Raw genomic sequence first — 19,254 nt, 5'->3', positions numbered from 1 at the left:
ACCCCTCAAACCTCCCTGCCAATGGCGAGGGGTTAACTCGTTGGAACCCTCGCCCTTCAGGGCGGGGAGGAGGTCAGCATTCTTGCCCTTTTGTCTGTTTCTTCCCACAGGAACTCTCTTGCTACGTGGGTTGTCATTCCCCATATCCTCTCCGCATCCCTGAACTCGACATTGTCATCATTTATGTAAACATACGTGGGCTTCTCGGCCTTTCCCTCCACTATAACCGCATCATAACCCGCAAACTTCAGTTCTGCTCCAAAGAAACCCCCACCAACACTTCTAAAGTACGTGCCTGTTAGAGGGGACTTAAACTGAGCAATCCATCTTGCCGCAGATTGTGCTCTCGTTCCTGTGAGCGGACCAACGGTAAAAACAAGTTTGTTTTCAGGACTTAGTGGGTCGGTGCCTGGCTTCAGTTCGTCCCAGAGAATTTTTGCTCCAAGACCTCTACCACCTATGAACTTCTTAACGACCTCCTCCGTCAAAGGTTCTACAGTTGCCTTTTTGTTCGTCAAATCTATCCTCAAAATTTTCCCCATGTGGCCATACATAGAAATCACCCATGAACAATATCAATATAATTATTTGACTTTGATTAATATAAGACTTATTATTTTTTTGCTAATGTTGTTTAGCAGAAAAAGATTTTTAAAGCAGAGGTTATTCAGTTGACAATAGTCTGGGGCATCATATATAATTTGATAACAGCTAAAACCAAATGGTGAAACAAATGCTGGAGATATTAAACGTTGTAGTGCGTCTCTTTACGTGGGGGTTTTCCCTCTACAGGTGGCTAAAGAAGCGTGAAGAGTTCATGCTACTCTTGAGTATAGCCCTGTGGATAGACTTTCTGGCTGCGTTTACTCAGCAGCCTATTCTGACATGCTTAGGCTTGTCCCCAGACGCAACGGCTCTAATGCCTCTCTTAAGCATGTTTGCGGTGATAGAGGCAGTTCTTCTTATAACCACCTCCTTCTTTGTCCTTGAGCGTCTTAAGATGTTCTGGGGAGCACTTACAGTCGCCATCAGTTCTCTTCTCGGCCCAGCGTATATCCTTGCGGGTGTTCTTCTCAATGTGTCCCCTACAGTTCTCATGGCTTTCCCCCTTCTATTCTTGGGTATTGCCTTAATGCTTGCAGGATATGCCCTCGTTAAAGAGGAGGTAGGCACTAAAAACATAGCAACGCTGTTTCCTCTCGGACTGTTTCTCCTGGGAATCATCAACGTCACATACCCGATAACAATAAGGACCTCCGTTGCCCCGTACCTTTATGGTCTTGGAGCGGTTTTTAGGGCCATGGTATTTGTGGGTATGGTGGGGTATGCCCTCTTCCATGTGGTTCCTCCAAAAAGCATAAGCGTAAACCTGCCACCCGGGGCGTTCTACGTGGAAAGCCGAAGAGCCTTAAAAATACTGATTGATAAAATGCAGCAATCAGGAAACGGTGTCCTTATAACAAGAAGCTCACCGCAGAAAATGGCCTTTACGTTCCCGGTGTTCTGGATTACCCGGATAATCTCCGGCAGGATAAGTGAAAACGCAATGGCGATTTCCCCTACCGACATAGGCATTCTCCTTGACCTCGTAAAGAGACATCTTGAGAAGGGGCACTCACTGGTAGTGGTCGATAGTTTTGAATACCTTGTGGTCGAAAACGGCTTTGAAAGCGCGCTTAAATTCCTGCTCTCGCTGAAAGACATCGTAATGAACTTCAACGGCACACTTATCGTCATCACATCGCCCTCTCTGTACTCGGAGAAGCAGTGGGGAATGATTTCAAGGGAGCTGGAAAAGCTCAAACTGGAATGAGAGGTATTGGATAAGATCGTTAGTATCATATAGGCACATTGGAGAAAGCTGGACATTTCCTCGCACTTGGAGAAAAAAACAGATCGCATTTACAGCCCTCTGGGAGCAAAAAATGAAAAATATCAAAAAAGACCTCACAGCACCCTTTTTCTAAACAGCACTACCAGAGGTATCAACCACGCCAGATGTACCACAAGGGCTATTGGGAAGTCGCTGTAGTCGTTGGCCGGAATTCCTTCGAAGACCCTGTAGATCCAGTAAGTTGGGAGGAAGGCCGTGAACTTGCTCCAGTCCGTTGAAAGGTTCCTCCAGACGACGATGAGCTTTATCAGCGGCGGGAGAAATAAGAACCAGCCGAGAACTTTAGAGACTGTTAGCGCCTGCATTCTGGACTCGGAGAACACCGTGATGAGCAGTCCGAAAATCCACACCTCCAGGACGAAGAGGGCCATCAGTGCCAGAAGTCCCTCCCGCGGGAGGTCTATGTCGAGGATGTACGGGCCAACACCCGTCAGCACCACTGTCATTATTGACGCCCACGTGAGCCTGTAGGCCAGAAAGGCCTCGCTCGATATGGGGATGACCTTTAGAGCCTGTATGGTCTTGTCTTCTTTCTCGTCAGCCATCATGAAGCCAGGTATCATGCCGAATATCATTGGTATGAAGATGAGGGTCAGCAGTGCGAGCAGTGGGTAGTAGATGCCAACGCGGTCTTTGAAGTAGCGGACGATTAGGAGGAAGACCAGCGTCATCGCCACGCTGTAAAGGAGCATCGGGTCCCTCCTCAGGAGCTTGAGGTCTGTCTTGTAAATAGCTCCAAACTTTTTCACAAAACTCATCTCACTCCCTCCACAGCATACTTGTAGAACCTTATTTTAGCTATGTAATACGCTATAGCAGACCAAACGAGCAGGGCCGCTGCTGATAATACTAAGGTATCCCTCGAGACATCAACGAACGGCGCCTTGAAGAAGTAAAGCGCCGGGTAGCTTGGTACAAGGTAGAGGACTTTCCAGACCCCGCTTTGCAGGTAGCCGTGGTAGTGGGCGAACGGTAGGAGGGAGACCACGAGGACAGCCATTATCGGGACGAAGTAGTCGTCCAGGTCGTAGTATTTTGCAGATATGCCTATTCCAAGGAGAGTGTAGACTACGGAGCAAAGGAAGACCCCAACTACCACGTAGGGAAGCCCGTTGAGAGAACGTGTGCCTATGGCCATTATCAGCACAGCCCCCACGATTGAAAGAACGCTTAAAATAGCCGTTTTAGCTAGGATGTAGCTCTTCCACTCTATCGGCGTCACGGCAAGTGCTCCTATCGCCCCGTCCTTCTTTTCTGCGAATATTTCAGTGCCCACGAACATGAAGCCCACAAGGCCCGGCTCGAAGAGGAGGAATAGCGGAACCATCGTCGGGAGGTACCTCTCCGGGAAGGCCATGAGCATCAGGCCGTAGGCTAGGCCTATCAGCACGTATATCGGATAAACATAGCTCCTCGTACCGACTATGAGGTTCGTCTTCAGCAGGTTCTTCATCATACAAGCCGCCTCCCCGTCACCTTGAGGAATATTTCCTCCAGGGTCGGCTCCTCTGTGTTGATTCTCCTTATCTCGTGGTTTCTCAGGATGTTCAGGAACTCCTCGTTCTGGCCGATGCCCTCAAGTGGAAACTCCGCTGTCTTGACGTTTCCGTCCTCAACGTACTCCACCTTAACGAGCCTCTTGCCCATCTTCACCTTGAGTTCACCCGGGTTGTCTACGAGCCTGACGGCACCATCGACGATGAAAGCGACTCTGTCGCACAGCTCGTCCGCGACATACATGTTGTGTGTCGTGAGAAACACCGTCTTCCCGCTCCTCTTCATCTCCAGGAGGAGGTCTTTGATCTTTCTCGCGCTCGCGGGGTCGAGGCCCTCAAGCGGCTCGTCGAGGAAGAGTATCTCGGGGTCCGGGAGCAGAGCCCTCGCCAGGTCGAGCTTCTTCTTCATACCCTTGGAAAACCCTGCAACGAGTTGATTCGCTTCCTTGTCAAGCCCCACCATCTTGAGGACTTCCATCGGGTCGAGGTGCTTCTTGTAGAAGCTCGCGAAGAACTGGAGGTTTTCGAGGGCCGTGAGGCGGGAGTAAACTGCAGGGAACTCAAAGGAGACGCCGATTTTGTTGTAGTAGTCTTTGCCCCACTCGCGCAGGTCTTTGCCAAAAACTTTAACTTCACCAGTATAGTCCTTGATTATCTTCACGAGGATTTTGACGGTCGTGGTCTTTCCGGCGCCGTTCGGCCCAAGAAAGCCGTAGATTTCCCCTTCCTCGACTTCGAAGCTCAGGTTCTCAACACCCCTAACATCGCCGTAATACTTCCTAACGTTTTTAACTTCAATCACAGGCATTTTCCCACCAATTTAAAATAGGGCTTTGAAGTAGTTATAGTTAACCCCGCACATGTGCGGGTTTCTGCCTAAACAAGAAACGAATTTAGTCCTTCTGAAATTGCTATTTGATGTAATTTTTTGTCCGCTGTATAAAATTCAGAAGCCTTTACTCGCTTTGCGGATTCAATTTGGATAGCATCTGCTTGATAAATATGATATTTCTCCAAAAGATTCCAACAATTTGCTAGAATTGAGCCATAGATCGGAATTATCTTTAGTATCCCAAGTCTCTTCATCCTAAGGACTTCAGAAAGAAATCTGGCTCTAACTAATTCATGAGCCTCCTCATTAATTCGCTTTATTCTTTTTGCTCTATCCAATACCCCCAAAACTTCTCCTATATTCCACAAACTAAAGGCTAGCTTAATTTCACCTTGATACGCCCTAGTGTACAGCTCCACTATTTTCTCACTGTTTTCTTCTTTTATGTAACGCTTTATTATAGCACTACTGTCCAAGTAGACTGTCTTCTCGCTCATCTCTCATCCTCCTAACAAGTTCACTTATAGGACCCTTGGCAGGAACTGGTTCAAACTCAATTTTTTTCTCGAATTTTTCCAACATCTTTTCCAAAGCACTTTCAATATCCAATAAAAGACCCTCAGAAATAATCTCTTCAAGAAGCTTACTTAGATCTTTTTTCTCTTCCGCAGCATCTTTTTTGAGCTCCCACCATAGTTCATCGTCTATATAAATGCTGGTTTTGATCTTTCCCATAAGTCTCACCTGTAGATAATTACCGAAAAACAGATTTAAGTATTTCGGTAGAATTAGCCTATAAGCTCCTCAAGGATTTTCCTCTCCGCTTTCCTTAAGTGCTCCTTCACGGTTGAGGGACTCAGGCCGAGTATTTGCGCCAGTTCTCGGAGGGTTATCCTCCTTGGATTGTCGAAGTAGCCGCTCTTGTAGGCGAAGAGGAGAACTTCAAACTGCCTTTTGCTTAGCTTCAATACCGGACTATCTTCAGGGCTATATTCTTCAATTCCTATCACCTCTGCCCTATAAACGTTCTTAATGGTGGATATGACATCACCCACAAGTTCATCTTCGCATATCACGTATAGATTAACTCCTTCCGGGCTGAAAGTCCCCTTTTCGAAAATAACCATTCCTTTTTTCTGAACTTCAAAAAGTTCAAGAACGTTCTCCGGAAGTGGGGCACTAAGAAGGTCTGCTCTCACATAAAGGATGTAATGAGCGTTCTTTGTTATCAGCTTTGCTTCCTTTACGTGGGGACCTCCAGGAGCTTCTTTAGAATACCCTCCGGCTCTATCCCCTCTTTGAACTTGACCTCGACCAGCTTTATCACGTCATTTCCAAGAAGGAAGTATGTGTCGCCATAGCCCCACTCTACCGCATCCAAAAAGCCCCGGAAGGCACTGAAGTACTCAAGATTGAGTGGAATTGAAAACTTTATCCTCTTCATAGGCATCAAAGATAGTTGGAAAGCAAAAGTTATTAATTTTGCCAAAGCCGTTTTAGTTAGACTTATATCCAATGGCTAGCCAAAAAAGATTAGACGGTGAACAGGATGCTGGCTGTAGTTACGGGAGCATCAAGAGGCATCGGCCGTCTTTTGGTCGAGAGGTTAATCAAAAAGGACTACCAAGTTGTGGGGATAGCGAGGAGTGAAGAAGCACTGAAGGAGCTTAAAGCTAGATTCGGCGACTCTTTTGAATATGTAGTCCAAGATTTAGCCCAGAATGGCGCAGAAAGAGAGGTCAAGAAAACCCTTGAGGAGCTGGGAGTGGATAAAGTTGACCTCCTCATCAACAACGCCGGGTTTGCTGTAAAAAAGCCCCTTCTGGAGCACGGTGAAGAAGAACTTCAAAAGCTGTTTAGAGTTTTAACAATAAGCCCGGTTTTAATGACTAAAGAACTGCTACCCCTTATGCAAAGTGGTTCGAAAGTTGTAATGGTGATGAGTGGAGTTGCCTTTGTTAGAACTCCTGAAATTCCAGCCTACGGTGCCGCAAAGGCCGCCCTTCACTACTTATCACTTACACTTAGCGAAGAGCTCCGGGAGAAGGGAATAAAGGTCATAAGGGTATATCCAAAGCAGGTTGACACGCCTTTCTGGGACAAAACTCCGAAGGGAGCTATCTTACCGGAGCAGGTTGCCGATGCCATAATGAGGGCAATAGAAAAGGAAAAGGAAGAGGTATTCGTGCCGGGATATATTAAGGTTGCGAAATATCTGCCGAGATGGCCAGCTCTAACCTACAGGTTTGAATTTTAAGGCTTTGCCAAGTGCTCCCATCCCAGAAGGGGCATCCTCTCAACTTTTCCATTTCTTCTCAGGTAAACTCCCTCTCCCCTTTCAACCCTTCCGATTATGGAGAACTCGAAGTCAAGCTTCTTAGCGTGCTCTTCCGGAATTGTGAAAATCAGTTCAAACTCCTCCCCACTTGCGAGGGCGATGCTAACTGGATCAATGCCCAAGAGCTCCGCAACCTCAAAGACCTCCTCCCTTATTGGAAACCTCTCAGCATCGATCATTATCCTTACCCGGCTCATGTTAGCTATCAGGTGGAGCTCCTTGCTCATGCCATCACTTATGTCTATTGCAGCATTTGCGTACCTGCTTAAGATCTGCCCCTCCTCAACTCTCGCCTTCGGCTCAAGGAGCTTCTCGTATAAGGCCTTCCTTGTCCTCTCGCTCACCTCAAGATTCTCGAAATAAACCTTAAGTCCAGCAAGGGCCCTCCCAACGTCACCGGTGACACAGACCAGGTCTCCTTCCTTTGCCCCGCTTCTTGTGAGTAGCCGTTTAGTTTTTCCAATGGCTATTCCGTCGATTATCAAATCGCAGGCCTCATTCGTGTCGGCACTTATTACGGGCGTGCTGTAGAACTCAGAAGCCTTAGCGATTCCTTTTGCGATGCCCTCAAGATAGTCCATATCAATACTCTTCGGCACTCCAAGGGAGAAAAGAAAGCCTACTGGCTTGCCTCCCATGGCGGCAACGTCGCTCACATTCATGGTGAATACCTTGAAGCCAACCTGCTCGGGCGTCATTATCTCTGGAACGTCTGTGCTCTTCACCAGCATGTCGTTTGTCGCCACAAGCCACTCTTCGCCAAGCTTCAGCGCTCCGGCATCGTCTCCCAGAGGTAAATCCCCTTGATTGTTAAGATGCTTCATGAACAGCTCTATTATCTCGCGCTCCACACAGATCCCCCTCAACAATGATGCATGGATATTAAAAAGTCTTGGGGAAAAGGGCTTTATATCCTGAGAACTCAAATTTTAAGATAGCCATAATACGGGTAGAATCCCGGCACAGGGCGAACCCCATAGGAGAGCACACCAAATACACCCTTGCTAATACCTATGGCAATAGATGGGCACGTGGGAGTTCATCGGCTGAAAAACACAGATGAGGGGTGAGAGTATGGGATGTTACAACCTCAAGGACAAGGTGGCTATAGTCACCGGCGGTGGGCAGGGGATTGGTGCTGCGATAGCCCAGCTCTTTGCCGAAAACGGTGCGAAGGTGGTCATAGCGGAGATAGACGAGGAGGCAGGGACTGAGAGGGAGCGGATGCTCAGGGAAAAAGGGCTCGAAGTAACATTCATAAAAACGGACGTGGGCGACGAGGACTCCGTCAGGGAAATGGTGAGGAAGACCGTGGAGCTTTATGGTGGCGTGGACATCCTCGTGAACAACGCCGCGATACAGCCTGACGGGAAGAGCATATTCGAGCGCTCCCTCGAAGAGTGGGAGAGGACGATAAGGGTGAACCTCACCGGGCCTTACATATGCTCCCGCTATGCCGCCGAGGAGATGAAAAAGCGCGGGGGAGGAGTAATCATCAACATAGCGAGCACGAGGGCGCTGATGTCAGAACCCAACACCGAACCATACTCCGCGTCGAAAGGCGGATTGGTTGCCCTAACGCACTCCCTCGCGATAAGCTTAGCTCCATACAGGATAAGGGTCGTCTGCATAAGCCCTGGGTGGATAGAGACCTCAAGGTGGAAGAAGTCAAGTCTTAGGTCGGAGCCGAAGCTAAGGCCTATAGACCACGAGCAGCACCCGGCGGGAAGGGTTGGCGATCCAATGGACATAGCCCACATGTGCGCCTTCCTTGCGGACAACGAAAAAGCGGGCTTCATAACGGGCGTGAACTTCGTAGTTGATGGAGGAATGACGGTAAAGATGATATACGTCGATTAGCCCCCAACAAAATCAAGGATGCTCCTCTGCTTTGGCTTATGGTAAACTTCCTCACTATTTTTAATTTCCAAGCTTTCTAAGTCCTCAAGTTTTGCTTTCTTTATCTCTTCGGGCAGCTTAATTTCTCCGTATTTGCCCCCTCCACCCGGGATTACGATAAGCTTTTCATTCCTGAAAGCCCAGATTGCCTTGGCTATGTCATCTCCAACCAGTTTGGCAATGCTCCTTATTGGAACGTCAACCAAAACGGAAATTTCACTGCCGAACTCCCTAAGCAGTCTTTCCCATACACTTTTGACGGCTTTGGTTTCGACTCCCTTGTTGAGAACCATGGCAATTATTTCTGCAAGAGGTGCCAGATGGAGGTAGGGAGGTCTATCCTCCGGTCGTTCATTCGTATCAGCCAGCTCAAGTATCCTATCGTGTACTCCCTTCTTTATAACCCCGCCGCAGACCTCGCATCTCCAGTTTAACCTCTTCGCATCTTCAAGACGGTATTTGGTATAACATTTCGAACATGCAGTTAGGTGATACTTTCCAAGCCTCGGGTCAAGTCCAGCGTTTAGGACTATTTTCCTCCCGCCCCGCTTTAGAATGGCCTTTTTAACTTCATCAAACGTCGCATCCTCAATCTCAAAGCGGTTGAACTCCCTCCCAAGTCTGTGGGGCATTGGAGAATGGGCATCGCTATTGCTCAGGTAGGTGAGTTTGTGGTGTGCTTTGATTCTATCCGCCATCTCAGAATCGGCAGAAAGCCCAAGTTCAAGGAAGTGAACCTTAGCGTCGCCATAAGCTTCTTTGAGGCTGTTGTACTCCTTATAAAGGGCTGTCCATGGGGTAAATGAGTGGGCCGGGCCTATCAAAACGTCGAGTTCGTTAGCAAGGTCGGCTATCTCAGCCGCGCTTAGGTTCACGTGGGGCCTTCCTTCGGTTTCAATATCCTTCGAGTAGGGCTTGAGCTTTTCACGCATCTCTCTTACCGCATCGATGGATGGAAAAATTAGCAAGTGGTGCACCCTTCTGTTGTCTTCAACCTCAGCCGTAAGGAGAAACCTCACACCTTTTATCTCGTAGCTTCCCCCATCTACTTTTTGAGCAGACCTTAAAAGTTCTTTCTCCCATTGAGGGTTTAAAATGTCTCCAGTCCCTACGATTCCGAGACCTTTGAGCTTTGCGTTCTCAGCCAGAAGAGGGAATGTCATTAACTTTGAGACTGCCTTGGAATAGCGGGAGTGGATGTGCAGGTCTGCATCTACCTTCATTAGAACACCTCAAAAGTAAAAAGGTAAAGTCAGAGGTAGCCTCTATCCTCTTCCTCGTGACCTGACTGTGGCATCTGCTGTTCAAACATTGCCCTCTGCATCTCTTGAACCTTTTTGAGGATCTCTTCTGTCTCTTTAGCTCTCTCGTCGAGGGCGCTCATATCTATTTCCAAGTTGAGAGCCTGTGCCACAACACTAAGAACAGCTTTGGCGGCTTTTGCATCCACTATGTAACCGAGGCTCTCTCCGAGGAAACATGCTCCTTTCATTCCTCTCAGCTTCCCTATGCCAAGGAGCAAGCCTGCCGCTCCGACTATCGCTCCGCCTTCGTCTTCCCTGAAGATTACCGGGAGATGCTTGTACTTCTCCTTTGTCTCCAGGTCGGTAAAAGCGGCTAAAACTCTTGGCTCTCCCTCAAGCTCTGGAACCTGATAACCACCCATAGTAATTATTTCCCTTGTTCCAAACTGCTCTACAAAGTCAAGCATCTTTCCAACGACTTCAAAGTGGCCGTAGCTGTCGGTTGGAGGTACTTGAGTATCTCCTGTGATTATTATCAGATCTCTGTGCTCATCATCGGGACTCTTCCAGTAATAGAACTCGTTTTTCATCAAATCCACTGTTGAGTCCTTTTTCACCAAAACCTGGTGCATGAAGTGAGGAGAGTAAAGCTCAGCAAACTTCTTCGCATTGAGCTCTTGAATTAGATGGTCTGCGGCCAGTTTGCCAACTAATCCAATTCCCGGCAGGCCTTCAATAAAAATTGGATCATATATATCTGGCTTTTCATAAACAACTATTATTGTTTCCTTCATTTTTCCACCCCAATACCGAGCAGTTCCTTCTTAAGCTTTCTCCTGTACTCCCCATATGGGTCCTCCGGGGAAAACCTTGGAGGATGAGCCGATTTCGTTTGCTCCCCACAGACCGGGCAGATTTCTTTTAGGGTGTATCGCCCACATTTTGGGCACTTCTTAATTCTGAACCTCATGCCTCTCTCCTCTTTATCTTCTTTATCTTCTTCTCCTTCCTTATGAGAGAGGCCTCTCCACCGGCTTGTTTTATAACCTGGAGTATTTCTGAGGCTATCTTTTCTAACACCTCTTCAGCTTTATAGTAGTCCGGAGCGGTGATATCTATTCTGTATCTCGGCGCACCGATATAGCTGAACTTGACATCTATTCCCTGCTCTTCATTTGCCCTGTCTCTGGCTTTTATGAGGGCTTCTTTTATGACTTCAATACCGTTGGATGTTGGAACGGTTATCTCAAACTCAGCATCTATTGTGACGGTTGGAATTTCAACATAGTTCTTAATTATCTCATCGAGAACCGGCAACCATTCTTCTGGAATAAGACCTTTAAGAACTTCAATGCCATTTTGAGCGGCGTCTTCAAATGCCGCATAAACCTCTCCGTATTCTTCCTCAAGCGGCACCCAAACTTCTCTCCAAGCTGTTTCGAAGTCCTTACCGAGTTTTTCAGCCGCCATCTTTAAGAGGTTCTCCGCTTTTTGGGCCCTCTTGAACTCCTGAAGCTTCGCTTTCCTCTCTTGCTGCTTGACTCTCTTAAGGCTCAGGTCTATGTGGCCCTTGCTCGGGTCAACACGTATTACCTTTGCAACTATCTTCTGGCCTTCTTTGAGGTAGTCCCTAATATTTCTCACAAAAGTTGGAGCAACTTCGCTTATGTGCATAAAACCTTCTTTTCCAGGATACTCGTCAAGGGTCAAGAATGCACCATAATTGTGGATGCTCTTAACAGTGGCCACAACAAACTCTCCTTCTTCCGGAAATTCTCTAGCTCTCCTCGGCATTTTCACCATCTCCCAAAAATTTTACCTAATAAAGGTTGGTTGTATGAGGTTTTTAAGGTTTTGGAGAAAAATAAGAAAGATCACTCAAGAACTTCTAGAATCTTCGCCTTTATGACTCCCTTTCCACCGGCTGGTTCAACAAGAGTTGAACCGCAAACCAAACAGCGTACTTTTGTAGCCGGGTGGCTGAAAACGATTTGCTCGTTTCCACAGTCAATGCACTTAACCTTGAGGAATCTTGACCTTGGCATTGGGATTAATTTCTCAGGTATTGCCATTTTTTCTCACCTCACACGAGTTCGAACTTCTTTACTCTAAATCCTTCGCCTCTTGTGTGTGCCTTTCCGCACTCTGTGCACACAAACCTAAGGTCAAGCTTCTTCACTGGCTTTTCTCTTCCAGCCGGGTTTGGCCTTGGGAAACCTTTGTAACCCTTGAGGATTCTTCTGAATCTTCTCTGACCTGCACTAAGCTCACTTCTTGGCCTCTTCTTCACTTTTTCTACCTTGTGAACTGTGTGCTTCTTACAAAACGGGCAGTATGTCCTCATCTGCTTTGGATATTTCATTTTTCCACCTCCCGAACACGCCCGGTAGGTTCCTTTACGGACACCCCCGAGCATGAACCCATGACAGTTCGAGAACCCCTAATATAAAACCCTTTAAAACATTTTTGGAAGCTCAGAAAAATTTTTAAATACAAAATGTTACTAAAAATCAGGGGTGGGAGCAATGATGCTGGAAGAGTCCCTCTATGAAATTAAGGAAGTAGAGGAAAGAGAGCTGGAAGCCTACAAAAAACTTCTTAAAAAACTGAAAGACCCAGAATACGCAGACTTAAGAAACTTTCTTCTAAGATTAACCATAGATGAAGTGCTGCACAAACACATCTCCGAAGCCCTTGAAAAAGCTTACCAAGAAGTTAAAGAGCTTATAAAGGAATATACACCTGAAGAAGAAACAGAATTGGGAACAGCCGTCCTCTTCCCGGGAGTGCCAACAATAATTCTTCCAAGGGAAGTAAACGCTATTGGCACTAAAATCCCCACAGATGAACTTTTAGAGGAATATTTCGGAGAATTCCCCGGAGAACCTGTAGTACCAGCGGAGCTCATGGAAGAGATTAGGGAGAAGTTAAGGGAATACATAAAGAACAAGGAAGTCCTCATAATGAACTATGAGAAACTTTCGGAGAAGGCCAAGCACCCAGTGCTAAGGGGAATCGCAAAGGACATCAAAAACAATGAGGAACAGCACAAAAAGATGCTTGAAAAGCTCCTGGAGCACTACAAAAGCTGAAGGATTAATGGAATTAAGAAAGGCGCTATAGCAGTTAAAATGAACCCATGAACAAACGCCAGAAGGGTTATCTCCGTTCCCCCAAATTTTACCATCAGGGGAAGAGTCGTATCCATTGTTGTTGCGCCTCCCATGACTATCGCCTTCTCTTTTGAAATCTTCTTTATTGCCAGGGGATAGAAAATAATCGTTAGAATTTCTCTTGTTAAGTTTGCCAGAAATCCAATTACTCCATATATCGGAGAATAAGTTGCCAAGAGAGGGCCTGTAAGAGAGTACCATCCAAAACCGGCAGAAATAGCTAACCCCCATTTGAGGGGAACCTTCAAAAGGAGAGATGCAGCTAAACCGCCGATCAATGACCCCAAAACAGTTGATGCAGGAAGTAAAAGAGCCATTTTGCCAAGTCGTTTAAGCTCTTCTCTTAATCCCTTGCTCTTTCCAATGTCGATGCCTATAATGAAGATGAGGAGATAGAGCATGAGCTCGTAGAGGTTGCCAAACTCTAAGCTCGTGTACTTCCCAACGAGCATGCCAAGGAGGAGGGATGAGATTACCAGATAGAGAAAACTCACTCCCTCACCCCCAGCAGAGCTATGAAAAGACTTCCGAGTATTGTAAAAGAGGCAAAAACGAGGGAAAAAATGAGAAGCTGGAGGGCATCTATCTCCACTCTGCCCGCTTCGACACCCATGAAAAATATCAAAAACAGCAAAGCAATATTCATCGGCTTGTCCATGCTAAACTTTATCCTACTCCTAAGCAGATAACCCACAAAGACACCCAGTACAAGGGGGATAAAGATGTTCATGTCTTAACCAAGATACGTAAATATTAATAAAACTATCGGACGCATTCGAGGGCTTTTTCGTAATCTTCCTCGCTTAACCTCCACCCCATTGCACCGAAGTTTTCTTTGATGTGTTCTTTGTTTGTAGCTTTCGGAATCGCAACGACGTTTTCCTTCCATATGAGCCAGTTCAGCGCAACCTGAGCCGCTGTTTTGCTGTACCTTTTTCCTATCTCTGCCAGACAGCTGTTTCTTGCTAGGCTTCCCTTCTCTAGTGGAGTGTATGCCATCAACGTGATGCCTTCCCTCTTCATGTACTCCAGCAAGCCGCTTTCCTCTGGTCTGCGGTCTTTTAGGGAGTATTTCACCTGGTTTACCACGATTTCATACTTTCTCATAACTTCCTGACTCCTCTTGAGAAGTTCAAGGTCGAAGTTGCTGACTCCTATATACCTGATTAGCCCCTCATCAACAAGCTCCTCGAGGGCATGGAGGGTTTCTTCTATTTTCCTAAAGTCCTCAGTAGGCCAGTGAAGAAGGTAAAGGTCTATGTAGGTCCCCAACCTCTTTGCGCTTGCCCTTGCCGCTTTTTTGGCACTCTCGTATCCAAAATGTGTGGGCCAGATTTTGCTCACTATGAAGATGTCCTCCCTCTCAAATCCTTCTATGGCTTTTCCAACGAGCTCTTCGCTGTGCCCGGAGGCGTAGAATTCCGCCGTGTCTATGAGGTTTATCCCAAGCTCAAGCCCGTATCTGAGGGCTTCTATGTGTTCCTTATCCTTTGAGTAATCCGGAGTCTCCCAGCCTCCCACTCCCCAAGTTCCCATTCCAATAGCCGTAACCTTGTCATCTCCGATTCTTTTTAGGTCATTAAACGGCTTAACCCGTTTCATCTTTCCACGCCTCCAGCAGGAGTCCAATTTCGTTATATACCTCAATGCTCCTAAAACCCTTTTTCTTCAATACTTCAATGATATCCCCAACAATTTTTCTCTGCACGTTCATCGCTATCGCCTGGCAAAAATGGCACTCTGGAGTAGTTTTGGCAAACAAAAGCCACACCATGACTTTTTCGTTCTCCACAGTTAAACCGTACAGCAGCCCTTCGTCCACAATGTTAAGCTCCGTTTCAGGGTCTTTAACATTCCTGAGTTCCTTAACAACCTCTTTAACCTCAGAAGGAAGCTCCTTTAGGGTCCCCCTAGGTTTTTCTTTGAGGAAATCCAGAAATCCCATTATCCTCACTTCTTCTCAAATTTTGCCAGAAGGTTGTTTTTCATGTCATATATGTAAACCCTCGAAAACTTCACAAGAGCAAAACGCTCCATTATGTCCCCTATTATCTTGGAATGGGCTATTGCAGCGCCCCCAATCATGTTGTAGTAGGCGTTGCTCTCCACAGCTAGCCATATCTTGAGGGTGTTATCACTAACGTCAAGTCCAGCTAAAAGACCGGCATCGAGTATATTCATAGTGCTTATTGGGTCAATAACCGTGCTCAACTCCTCAAGAACTTCCCTATATTCCGGAGGGTACTCCCTATCATTTCTATAAACTTTCATTTTTCCTCACCGCTTAAGAATTGGAGGGAATACATAAAAACATTTTTGGACAAATTTGGTTAGACCTTCCTTACCTCAACCCACGTGGAGTGAAATGCGGAAGCGTTTCCATAACCTTCAACGGTCTCATCCGTTGTGAGGAAGTTTACATTCCAGCCGAGCAGTCTAACCCAGAAGGCCTTGTAAAGAACCACGACACCTTCAGGAACATCTTTGCTAATCTTTGCCACCGTTCTTATTTTTCCGTGTTCGTTGAATACCTCCACTTCATCGTTTTCCTTAATCCCCCTTGCCTCAGCATCCCTGGGGTTGATGTACAGGCAGGGGTCGATTATGTTGTATGTGTTGTGGTACTGGCTTGTTATCGTTAGCTTCCAAGTTGGACTCAGAAGCTGGAGTCCTTTTCTTTTCAGGGGCTTGTACTCAGGGAAAGGCGAAAGGCCCCTTTCAAGGGCTCTCTGGGAGTGGAACTCTATTTTCCCACTTGGGGTGTCATATTTTCTCTCTTTTGCTTCAACTTTTACAAAACCTTTCTTTTTAAGCTCATCCAAGCTTAAACCGTTTATCTCCAGGACCTTCTTTATCACTTCCTCATCGCTCTCGTAAAGGTAGGGATTCTTTATGTCAAGGGCTTTAGCCAGCATTCTGGTCACTTCACTGTTGCTCTTCCCATAGAGCCTCGTCACTGGCTCGTTTAAGGCAACGTAGCGGTGGTAGTATGAATCGGCAATGTCGAGCCTCTCAAAGAATGTATTCGCAGGTAAGACCACATGAGAGTAAAGGGCGGTGTCGGTTAAAAAGATGTCATGAGTCACGACAAACACATCATTTTCCATTATGGCCTTTCTTAATCTGCTTTGATTTGGAAGCGAAGCCAGAGGATTAGCGTTGTATATGTAGAGGAACTTAATCTCACCATTCTCTATGTATTCGGCAAGCTTCACCTGGGGTATACTCTTGGCAGGCTTTGTCCTTAAAAAAGCTCCCTCCGCATAGCTTTTATCGATTGTTTTCATATCGTAGATAAAGCCAAACTTATGTCCAACAAGAGCTGGGAGAATAGAGACAGCCCTCACAGCCTCCCCACCATTGAGGGAGCGCTGAAAACCATATCCGATGTGGATAACTCCTCTCTTCTCGGAATACTCGAAGGCAAACTCCTCTATTTTCTTCCTTCCAATTCCGGTTTCCTCGCTTACAAAGTCTAAGTTTATCTTTTTAAGGTATTCCGTAAACTCTTCAAACCCGTAAACGTTTTCTCTTACAAAGTCCTTGTCGTAGAGTTCGTTTTCCACGATTACTTTTGCAATTCCCAAGGCAAACAGAGCATCTGTGTTGGGCCTTATCTGGAAAAACTTTTCGCTCTTTTTTGCAGTCTCTGTTTTAACAACATCAACAACCCATTTTTCGAGGTTGTACTTTTTCGCAAGCATGAATCCATGGAGATTCGTCCAAAACGCATTTATCCCCCAGTACACGATAAGCTTTTGGTTCTTGAGATCTTCTGGATCCATCCCCACAGCAGTCCCATAGACGTCTTTTAAAGCCTCTTGACCGGCTCTATCGCATATTCCATAATCGAGCATGGCAGTGTTGAGATAATGGAAAAGCCTCAACGGGAAAGCATAATTAACAACCCCTCTATCGCCGGCATAGTTATAAACAAGAACAGTTTCGCTTCCATAGTTTTTTATTGTTTCTTTCAACTTGTCTGTAACAGCTTTGATAGCTTCGTCCCATTCTACCTCTCTGAATTTATCCTTCAGTGTTTCCCTCATTAGCGGCTTTTTTAACCGCTCTTCGCTATGGAACCACTTTGGCAGGAGAGCGCCCTTCGGACATAAAAAACCCCTCGTTATTGGATGATCCGGATTCCCCTTAACAAAAAGCTTTTCGTCTCTAAGCTCGCTTATAATTGCACAGGTGTCGTAGCAGTCCCTCATACAAACGCTGAACATTGGAAACACCTAATGAGAAATGCTCACCCTTCTAGCCGCTTCTCTCTGAACTAGAACATGCCCAAGGGTTCTCGGAAGAGTAACTAGATCTCCTGCCTTGAAGGGCCCATATTCCCTCAAGCGTTCGTCCATGACCTTTGGAATATCTTCGAGAATAAGGTAAGCCTCCCAAATCTGTTTTCCACTCTCTGGAATTTTTTCTTCGGCTTCTTCCTCAACTATCTCAATGTCTTCCATGGGAATATGCTCCCTGTTCACAAACGCTAGAAGAATGGAGAAGATCTTCCTTTCTTCACCAACAAGGTTATGTGGTCTTCCTTCAAAGACCATGTCCACTATTTTATGAAGCCTTATGCGAAGTATTTCCTTGATGAGCTTTTCCGCAACATTCATCTCTGCAAGGTATAGCTTTTCTTCGAGTTCTTCCCCCCTCTCCTTGGAAGACTCTGCTCTAAGCTTTAATGCCTTTACAAGGCTGTCAAACTCTTTGTAAAATTCATCGTCTAGGGAAATCAGTTCGTTTGAAGATAGCTCCATTTCCAGAAGTTCCCTGAGCTTTGCAAGATCCAATTTAACCACCTAAAAAAAAATAGTATGAGGAGGTCACTCCTCAACTCTCGGAGCAAGTAAGAACGTAAGCCTTCCCTCGTCCCTAATTGGATAGTCCATCTGGAGGGGCATTTCGTTTCCGAATCTGAGAACGACTTCGTCGGCTTTTCCAATTCCCTTGACCATATCTGCGAGGTAGCTGACACCATAGGCGCTCCTAGTTTCTTCCTCAACTTCAAGGTCGAGCAGGCCTTCGTCTTCCAGTGTGAGCTTTATCTCAACTTCTTGAGTCTCGCCCTCTGCCCTCATAATGAACTCATTTGGCTTGGCAATGAACTTTATGGAGTCGCTAACAAGGGAAGCATCTTTAACTGCCTCTTTTAGGACCTCACCTAGAACAACAGCTTTTACAGTGAATGGAAGCTCAGGAAGCTCGAGCTCGAGCTCTTCAACTTCAATGAGGGGAAGTCTGAATGTCCTTTTTGCGGTTCCTTCGAGTGTTACCTCAAGGAAGTTCTCCTCACCTTTCTTGAGAATGAGTATATCTTTGCTCTTTCCTCTCTTGAGAATTTTCTTGAAGTGATCCATGTTAATGCCAATTGTTTCCTCTGCCTCGACCTCATATTTGGTAAAGATTCCAGCTGGGAGGTTAAGGTCAATTAAAACAACTCTGCTTGGATCCATAGCTCTCATTGATATGCCTTCTTCTGTAACTTTAAAGGCAGCTTCATCAATTAAATTGCTTGCCGTGTCTATCAAGCTTGCAAAATCCTTTGCCCCATCAAAAACTACCTCGAATGGCATGTTTATCCCTCCATATCGTTGAGAATTTTAGCCATCAACCTTATTCTTTCTTTACCTCTCCATAAATAAGTTTTTCCATTGTTTACATCGGGTAGTCTCCTATATGCTTCATCCAACTCCTTTAAAGCTTTTTCTACAAGACGTTTAAGCACTTCTATTTCAAGTTTCTCCATGAATTTCACCGCTATTCATAACTTCTCCATGTGTAGCCGCACTTTGTACAGCGGTAGAATATCGTTGAAGGCTCATCTCCAGCCCTTGTCTGCATTTCCCACCAGTAGGCTTCATCGTTGCCACACTTTGGACAGGTTATCTTTACTTTTGGAAGTGTAGCTATGTCCTGCTCAATAACGGGGATGTCTTCTCTCTCGTGCTTGACCTTTTGGGTTATTTTGTATCTGTTTGCCGTCTCTGGATCAAGAGGTTCCTCATATCCACATTTCCTGCACACAAAGACTCCCTTCTTCTTATCTGGCAGCATTATACTCCCACATTTTGGACAGAATTTCACTCTCTCACCCCCAGTCTAAGACAAGATTGCCGAGATCGAAATAAAAAGTTTTGCTATGTTAGGACAGATACTGTCAGGATAAGCAGTGGGGCGTCAGGTTTAAATCCCAGACACTACCACAGAAAAAGAAAGGGGGGAACATGCAAGCCGAAACCATTATCAACCGATTAATTTCAGCCTTAAAACCTTTTCGCCGAAACAAAATCCCGATACTGTTAGGATAAGCTGTGGGGTGTCAGGTTTAAGTTACTGGCAGTACTTTAGAAAAAGAAGGGGGAACATGAA

Annotated in this window: 29 protein-coding genes; 4 read left to right on the top strand and 25 right to left on the bottom strand. The window is 46.1% G+C overall.

Annotation, left to right across the window (positions count from 1 at the left end):
* Positions 1 to 56: 56 nt before the first annotated feature.
* Positions 57 to 554: an aldehyde ferredoxin oxidoreductase N-terminal domain-containing protein gene (locus tag GBV73_RS06855; protein ID WP_253910320.1), complete on the bottom strand. Its 498-nt coding sequence runs from the start codon at positions 552 to 554 to the stop codon at positions 57 to 59.
* A 179-nt stretch (positions 555 to 733) separates the two neighbouring features.
* Here GBV73_RS06855 and GBV73_RS06850 point away from each other — a divergent pair, with 179 nt between their 5' ends.
* A complete protein-coding gene (locus GBV73_RS06850) occupies positions 734 to 1,813 on the top strand; it encodes a DUF835 domain-containing protein (protein WP_152880297.1) in 1,080 nt (359 codons plus the stop codon).
* Positions 1,814 to 1,947: 134 nt separating this feature from the next.
* Here GBV73_RS06850 and GBV73_RS06845 read toward each other — a convergent pair whose 3' ends face one another.
* From GBV73_RS06845 to GBV73_RS11355, 7 genes are all read right to left on the bottom strand, one after another.
* The gene (locus tag GBV73_RS06845) at positions 1,948 to 2,652 is read right to left on the bottom strand and encodes an ABC transporter permease (RefSeq protein WP_042698555.1); all 705 of its coding nucleotides are present in this window, start codon (positions 2,650 to 2,652) and stop codon (positions 1,948 to 1,950) included.
* Complete coding sequence (locus GBV73_RS06840; RefSeq protein ID WP_042698558.1) at positions 2,649 to 3,350, bottom strand: hypothetical protein; 702 nt, start codon at positions 3,348 to 3,350, stop codon at positions 2,649 to 2,651. The genes GBV73_RS06845 and GBV73_RS06840 overlap by 4 nt, the downstream gene beginning before the upstream one ends.
* Positions 3,347 to 4,198, bottom strand: a complete 852-nt coding sequence (locus GBV73_RS06835) for an ABC transporter ATP-binding protein (protein WP_042698560.1) — start codon at positions 4,196 to 4,198, stop codon at positions 3,347 to 3,349. The genes GBV73_RS06840 and GBV73_RS06835 overlap by 4 nt, the downstream gene beginning before the upstream one ends.
* Positions 4,199 to 4,266: 68 nt before the next feature.
* Complete coding sequence (locus GBV73_RS06830) at positions 4,267 to 4,719, bottom strand: type II toxin-antitoxin system VapC family toxin (RefSeq protein ID WP_042698562.1); 453 nt, start codon at positions 4,717 to 4,719, stop codon at positions 4,267 to 4,269.
* Positions 4,688 to 4,957, bottom strand: a complete 270-nt coding sequence (locus tag GBV73_RS06825) for a hypothetical protein (protein ID WP_042698565.1) — start codon at positions 4,955 to 4,957, stop codon at positions 4,688 to 4,690. Before GBV73_RS06825 ends, GBV73_RS06830 begins: the two co-directional genes overlap by 32 nt.
* Positions 4,958 to 5,010: 53 nt before the next feature.
* Positions 5,011 to 5,421, bottom strand: coding sequence for a helix-turn-helix domain-containing protein (locus tag GBV73_RS11360; RefSeq protein ID WP_232194526.1), 411 nt, complete (start codon positions 5,419 to 5,421; stop codon positions 5,011 to 5,013).
* A gap of 44 nt (positions 5,422 to 5,465) precedes the next feature.
* A complete protein-coding gene (locus GBV73_RS11355) occupies positions 5,466 to 5,672 on the bottom strand; it encodes a hypothetical protein (protein WP_253910319.1) in 207 nt (68 codons plus the stop codon).
* Positions 5,673 to 5,771: 99 nt separating this feature from the next.
* Between GBV73_RS11355 and GBV73_RS06815 the strand changes: the two genes are divergently transcribed.
* Positions 5,772 to 6,479 (top strand): SDR family oxidoreductase, encoded by a 708-nt coding sequence (locus GBV73_RS06815; protein ID WP_152880307.1) that lies wholly within the window; start codon positions 5,772 to 5,774, stop codon positions 6,477 to 6,479.
* Here GBV73_RS06815 and GBV73_RS06810 read toward each other — a convergent pair.
* Positions 6,476 to 7,411, bottom strand: coding sequence for a thiamine-phosphate kinase (locus GBV73_RS06810; RefSeq protein ID WP_371717052.1), 936 nt, complete (start codon positions 7,409 to 7,411; stop codon positions 6,476 to 6,478). The genes GBV73_RS06815 and GBV73_RS06810 overlap by 4 nt on opposite strands.
* A gap of 223 nt (positions 7,412 to 7,634) precedes the next feature.
* Here GBV73_RS06810 and GBV73_RS06805 point away from each other — a divergent pair, with 223 nt between their 5' ends.
* The gene (locus tag GBV73_RS06805; RefSeq protein WP_152880295.1) at positions 7,635 to 8,420 is read left to right on the top strand and encodes an SDR family oxidoreductase; all 786 of its coding nucleotides are present in this window, start codon (positions 7,635 to 7,637) and stop codon (positions 8,418 to 8,420) included.
* Here GBV73_RS06805 and GBV73_RS06800 read toward each other — a convergent pair.
* The 6 genes from GBV73_RS06800 to GBV73_RS06775 form a co-directional block, all read right to left on the bottom strand.
* On the bottom strand, positions 8,417 to 9,682 hold the full coding sequence (locus GBV73_RS06800) for a TIGR00375 family protein (protein ID WP_152880293.1): 1,266 nt from the start codon (positions 9,680 to 9,682) through the stop codon (positions 8,417 to 8,419). The two genes, GBV73_RS06805 and GBV73_RS06800, sit on opposite strands and share 4 nt — an antisense overlap.
* A gap of 29 nt (positions 9,683 to 9,711) precedes the next feature.
* On the bottom strand, positions 9,712 to 10,497 hold the full coding sequence (locus GBV73_RS06795; RefSeq protein ID WP_152880291.1) for a proteasome assembly chaperone family protein: 786 nt from the start codon (positions 10,495 to 10,497) through the stop codon (positions 9,712 to 9,714).
* Positions 10,494 to 10,673, bottom strand: a complete 180-nt coding sequence (locus GBV73_RS06790; RefSeq protein ID WP_152880289.1) for an RNA-protein complex protein Nop10 — start codon at positions 10,671 to 10,673, stop codon at positions 10,494 to 10,496. Before GBV73_RS06790 ends, GBV73_RS06795 begins: the two co-directional genes overlap by 4 nt.
* Complete coding sequence (locus GBV73_RS06785; protein ID WP_152880303.1) at positions 10,670 to 11,497, bottom strand: translation initiation factor IF-2 subunit alpha; 828 nt, start codon at positions 11,495 to 11,497, stop codon at positions 10,670 to 10,672. The genes GBV73_RS06790 and GBV73_RS06785 overlap by 4 nt, the downstream gene beginning before the upstream one ends.
* Positions 11,498 to 11,577: 80 nt before the next feature.
* A complete protein-coding gene (locus GBV73_RS06780) occupies positions 11,578 to 11,775 on the bottom strand; it encodes a 30S ribosomal protein S27e (RefSeq protein WP_042698583.1) in 198 nt (65 codons plus the stop codon).
* A gap of 11 nt (positions 11,776 to 11,786) precedes the next feature.
* Positions 11,787 to 12,065, bottom strand: a complete 279-nt coding sequence (locus tag GBV73_RS06775) for a 50S ribosomal protein L44e (RefSeq protein ID WP_152880286.1) — start codon at positions 12,063 to 12,065, stop codon at positions 11,787 to 11,789.
* 163 nt (positions 12,066 to 12,228) lie between these two features.
* On the opposite strand from GBV73_RS06775, the gene GBV73_RS06770 reads away from it, so the two are divergent.
* On the top strand, positions 12,229 to 12,795 hold the full coding sequence (locus GBV73_RS06770) for a hypothetical protein (protein WP_152880285.1): 567 nt from the start codon (positions 12,229 to 12,231) through the stop codon (positions 12,793 to 12,795).
* On the opposite strand, the gene GBV73_RS06765 is transcribed toward GBV73_RS06770, so the two are convergent.
* Genes GBV73_RS06765 through GBV73_RS06725 form a run of 10 tightly spaced genes read right to left on the bottom strand, consistent with a single transcriptional unit; the run spans position 12,783 to position 18,969 of the window.
* On the bottom strand, positions 12,783 to 13,370 hold the full coding sequence (locus GBV73_RS06765) for a lysine exporter LysO family protein (protein WP_371717051.1): 588 nt from the start codon (positions 13,368 to 13,370) through the stop codon (positions 12,783 to 12,785). The genes GBV73_RS06770 and GBV73_RS06765 overlap by 13 nt on opposite strands.
* The gene (locus GBV73_RS06760) at positions 13,367 to 13,606 is read right to left on the bottom strand and encodes a LysO family transporter (RefSeq protein ID WP_152880283.1); all 240 of its coding nucleotides are present in this window, start codon (positions 13,604 to 13,606) and stop codon (positions 13,367 to 13,369) included. The genes GBV73_RS06765 and GBV73_RS06760 overlap by 4 nt, the downstream gene beginning before the upstream one ends.
* Before the next feature lie 32 nt (positions 13,607 to 13,638).
* Complete coding sequence (locus GBV73_RS06755; RefSeq protein WP_152880281.1) at positions 13,639 to 14,478, bottom strand: aldo/keto reductase; 840 nt, start codon at positions 14,476 to 14,478, stop codon at positions 13,639 to 13,641.
* Entirely contained in the window at positions 14,465 to 14,821 is a 357-nt protein-coding gene (locus tag GBV73_RS06750; RefSeq protein WP_152880279.1) for an iron-sulfur cluster assembly protein, read from the bottom strand. Before GBV73_RS06750 ends, GBV73_RS06755 begins: the two co-directional genes overlap by 14 nt.
* A 5-nt stretch (positions 14,822 to 14,826) precedes the next feature.
* Positions 14,827 to 15,147 (bottom strand): iron-sulfur cluster assembly protein, encoded by a 321-nt coding sequence (locus tag GBV73_RS06745; RefSeq protein WP_152880277.1) that lies wholly within the window; start codon positions 15,145 to 15,147, stop codon positions 14,827 to 14,829.
* Positions 15,148 to 15,206: 59 nt separating this feature from the next.
* The gene (locus GBV73_RS06740) at positions 15,207 to 17,105 is read right to left on the bottom strand and encodes a molybdopterin-dependent oxidoreductase (protein WP_152880275.1); all 1,899 of its coding nucleotides are present in this window, start codon (positions 17,103 to 17,105) and stop codon (positions 15,207 to 15,209) included.
* A gap of 9 nt (positions 17,106 to 17,114) precedes the next feature.
* Positions 17,115 to 17,675 carry a hypothetical protein gene (locus tag GBV73_RS06735; RefSeq protein ID WP_152880273.1) on the bottom strand — a complete coding sequence of 187 codons (561 nt, stop codon included), beginning with the start codon at positions 17,673 to 17,675 and terminating at the stop codon, positions 17,115 to 17,117.
* A 33-nt stretch (positions 17,676 to 17,708) separates the two neighbouring features.
* Positions 17,709 to 18,458, bottom strand: coding sequence for a DNA polymerase sliding clamp (locus tag GBV73_RS06730; protein WP_152880271.1), 750 nt, complete (start codon positions 18,456 to 18,458; stop codon positions 17,709 to 17,711).
* A gap of 2 nt (positions 18,459 to 18,460) precedes the next feature.
* On the bottom strand, positions 18,461 to 18,631 hold the full coding sequence (locus GBV73_RS11160; RefSeq protein ID WP_172967213.1) for a hypothetical protein: 171 nt from the start codon (positions 18,629 to 18,631) through the stop codon (positions 18,461 to 18,463).
* A gap of 11 nt (positions 18,632 to 18,642) precedes the next feature.
* Positions 18,643 to 18,969: a transcription factor S gene (locus tag GBV73_RS06725; RefSeq protein ID WP_004069058.1), complete on the bottom strand. Its 327-nt coding sequence runs from the start codon at positions 18,967 to 18,969 to the stop codon at positions 18,643 to 18,645.
* Positions 18,970 to 19,254: the final 285 nt, after the last annotated feature.

Source organism: Thermococcus sp. 101 C5, from assembly GCF_009372125.1.
GTDB lineage: Archaea > Methanobacteriota_B > Thermococci > Thermococcales > Thermococcaceae > Thermococcus_A > Thermococcus_A bergensis.
Note: the sequence above shows the minus strand (reverse complement) of the source record. Positions and strands in the feature narration are given on the sequence as shown.

Bases quoted from the DNA above. Each gene is read 5' to 3' on its own strand.
- GBV73_RS06805 (WP_152880295.1), top strand. From the start codon at position 7,635: ATGGGATGTTACAACCTCAAGGACAAGGTGGCTATAGTCACCGGCGGT.
- GBV73_RS06770 (WP_152880285.1), top strand. From the start codon at position 12,229: ATGATGCTGGAAGAGTCCCTCTATGAAATTAAGGAAGTAGAGGAAAGA.
- GBV73_RS06855 (WP_253910320.1), bottom strand. From the start codon at position 554: ATGTATGGCCACATGGGGAAAATTTTGAGGATAGATTTGACGAACAAA.
- GBV73_RS06815 (WP_152880307.1), top strand. From the start codon at position 5,772: ATGCTGGCTGTAGTTACGGGAGCATCAAGAGGCATCGGCCGTCTTTTG.
- GBV73_RS06785 (WP_152880303.1), bottom strand. From the start codon at position 11,497: ATGCCGAGGAGAGCTAGAGAATTTCCGGAAGAAGGAGAGTTTGTTGTG.
- GBV73_RS06775 (WP_152880286.1), bottom strand. From the start codon at position 12,065: ATGAAATATCCAAAGCAGATGAGGACATACTGCCCGTTTTGTAAGAAG.
- GBV73_RS06825 (WP_042698565.1), bottom strand. From the start codon at position 4,957: ATGGGAAAGATCAAAACCAGCATTTATATAGACGATGAACTATGGTGG.
- GBV73_RS06845 (WP_042698555.1), bottom strand. From the start codon at position 2,652: ATGAGTTTTGTGAAAAAGTTTGGAGCTATTTACAAGACAGACCTCAAG.
- GBV73_RS11355 (WP_253910319.1), bottom strand. From the start codon at position 5,672: ATGCCTATGAAGAGGATAAAGTTTTCAATTCCACTCAATCTTGAGTAC.
- GBV73_RS06800 (WP_152880293.1), bottom strand. From the start codon at position 9,682: ATGAAGGTAGATGCAGACCTGCACATCCACTCCCGCTATTCCAAGGCA.
- GBV73_RS06850 (WP_152880297.1), top strand. From the start codon at position 734: ATGCTGGAGATATTAAACGTTGTAGTGCGTCTCTTTACGTGGGGGTTT.
- GBV73_RS06730 (WP_152880271.1), bottom strand. From the start codon at position 18,458: ATGCCATTCGAGGTAGTTTTTGATGGGGCAAAGGATTTTGCAAGCTTG.
- GBV73_RS06830 (WP_042698562.1), bottom strand. From the start codon at position 4,719: ATGAGCGAGAAGACAGTCTACTTGGACAGTAGTGCTATAATAAAGCGT.
- GBV73_RS06790 (WP_152880289.1), bottom strand. From the start codon at position 10,673: ATGAGGTTCAGAATTAAGAAGTGCCCAAAATGTGGGCGATACACCCTA.
- GBV73_RS06740 (WP_152880275.1), bottom strand. From the start codon at position 17,105: ATGTTCAGCGTTTGTATGAGGGACTGCTACGACACCTGTGCAATTATA.
- GBV73_RS06750 (WP_152880279.1), bottom strand. From the start codon at position 14,821: ATGGGATTTCTGGATTTCCTCAAAGAAAAACCTAGGGGGACCCTAAAG.
- GBV73_RS06795 (WP_152880291.1), bottom strand. From the start codon at position 10,497: ATGAAGGAAACAATAATAGTTGTTTATGAAAAGCCAGATATATATGAT.
- GBV73_RS06760 (WP_152880283.1), bottom strand. From the start codon at position 13,606: ATGAACATCTTTATCCCCCTTGTACTGGGTGTCTTTGTGGGTTATCTG.
- GBV73_RS11160 (WP_172967213.1), bottom strand. From the start codon at position 18,631: ATGGAGAAACTTGAAATAGAAGTGCTTAAACGTCTTGTAGAAAAAGCT.
- GBV73_RS06755 (WP_152880281.1), bottom strand. From the start codon at position 14,478: ATGAAACGGGTTAAGCCGTTTAATGACCTAAAAAGAATCGGAGATGAC.
- GBV73_RS06780 (WP_042698583.1), bottom strand. From the start codon at position 11,775: ATGGCAATACCTGAGAAATTAATCCCAATGCCAAGGTCAAGATTCCTC.
- GBV73_RS06745 (WP_152880277.1), bottom strand. From the start codon at position 15,147: ATGAAAGTTTATAGAAATGATAGGGAGTACCCTCCGGAATATAGGGAA.
- GBV73_RS06835 (WP_042698560.1), bottom strand. From the start codon at position 4,198: ATGCCTGTGATTGAAGTTAAAAACGTTAGGAAGTATTACGGCGATGTT.
- GBV73_RS06840 (WP_042698558.1), bottom strand. From the start codon at position 3,350: ATGATGAAGAACCTGCTGAAGACGAACCTCATAGTCGGTACGAGGAGC.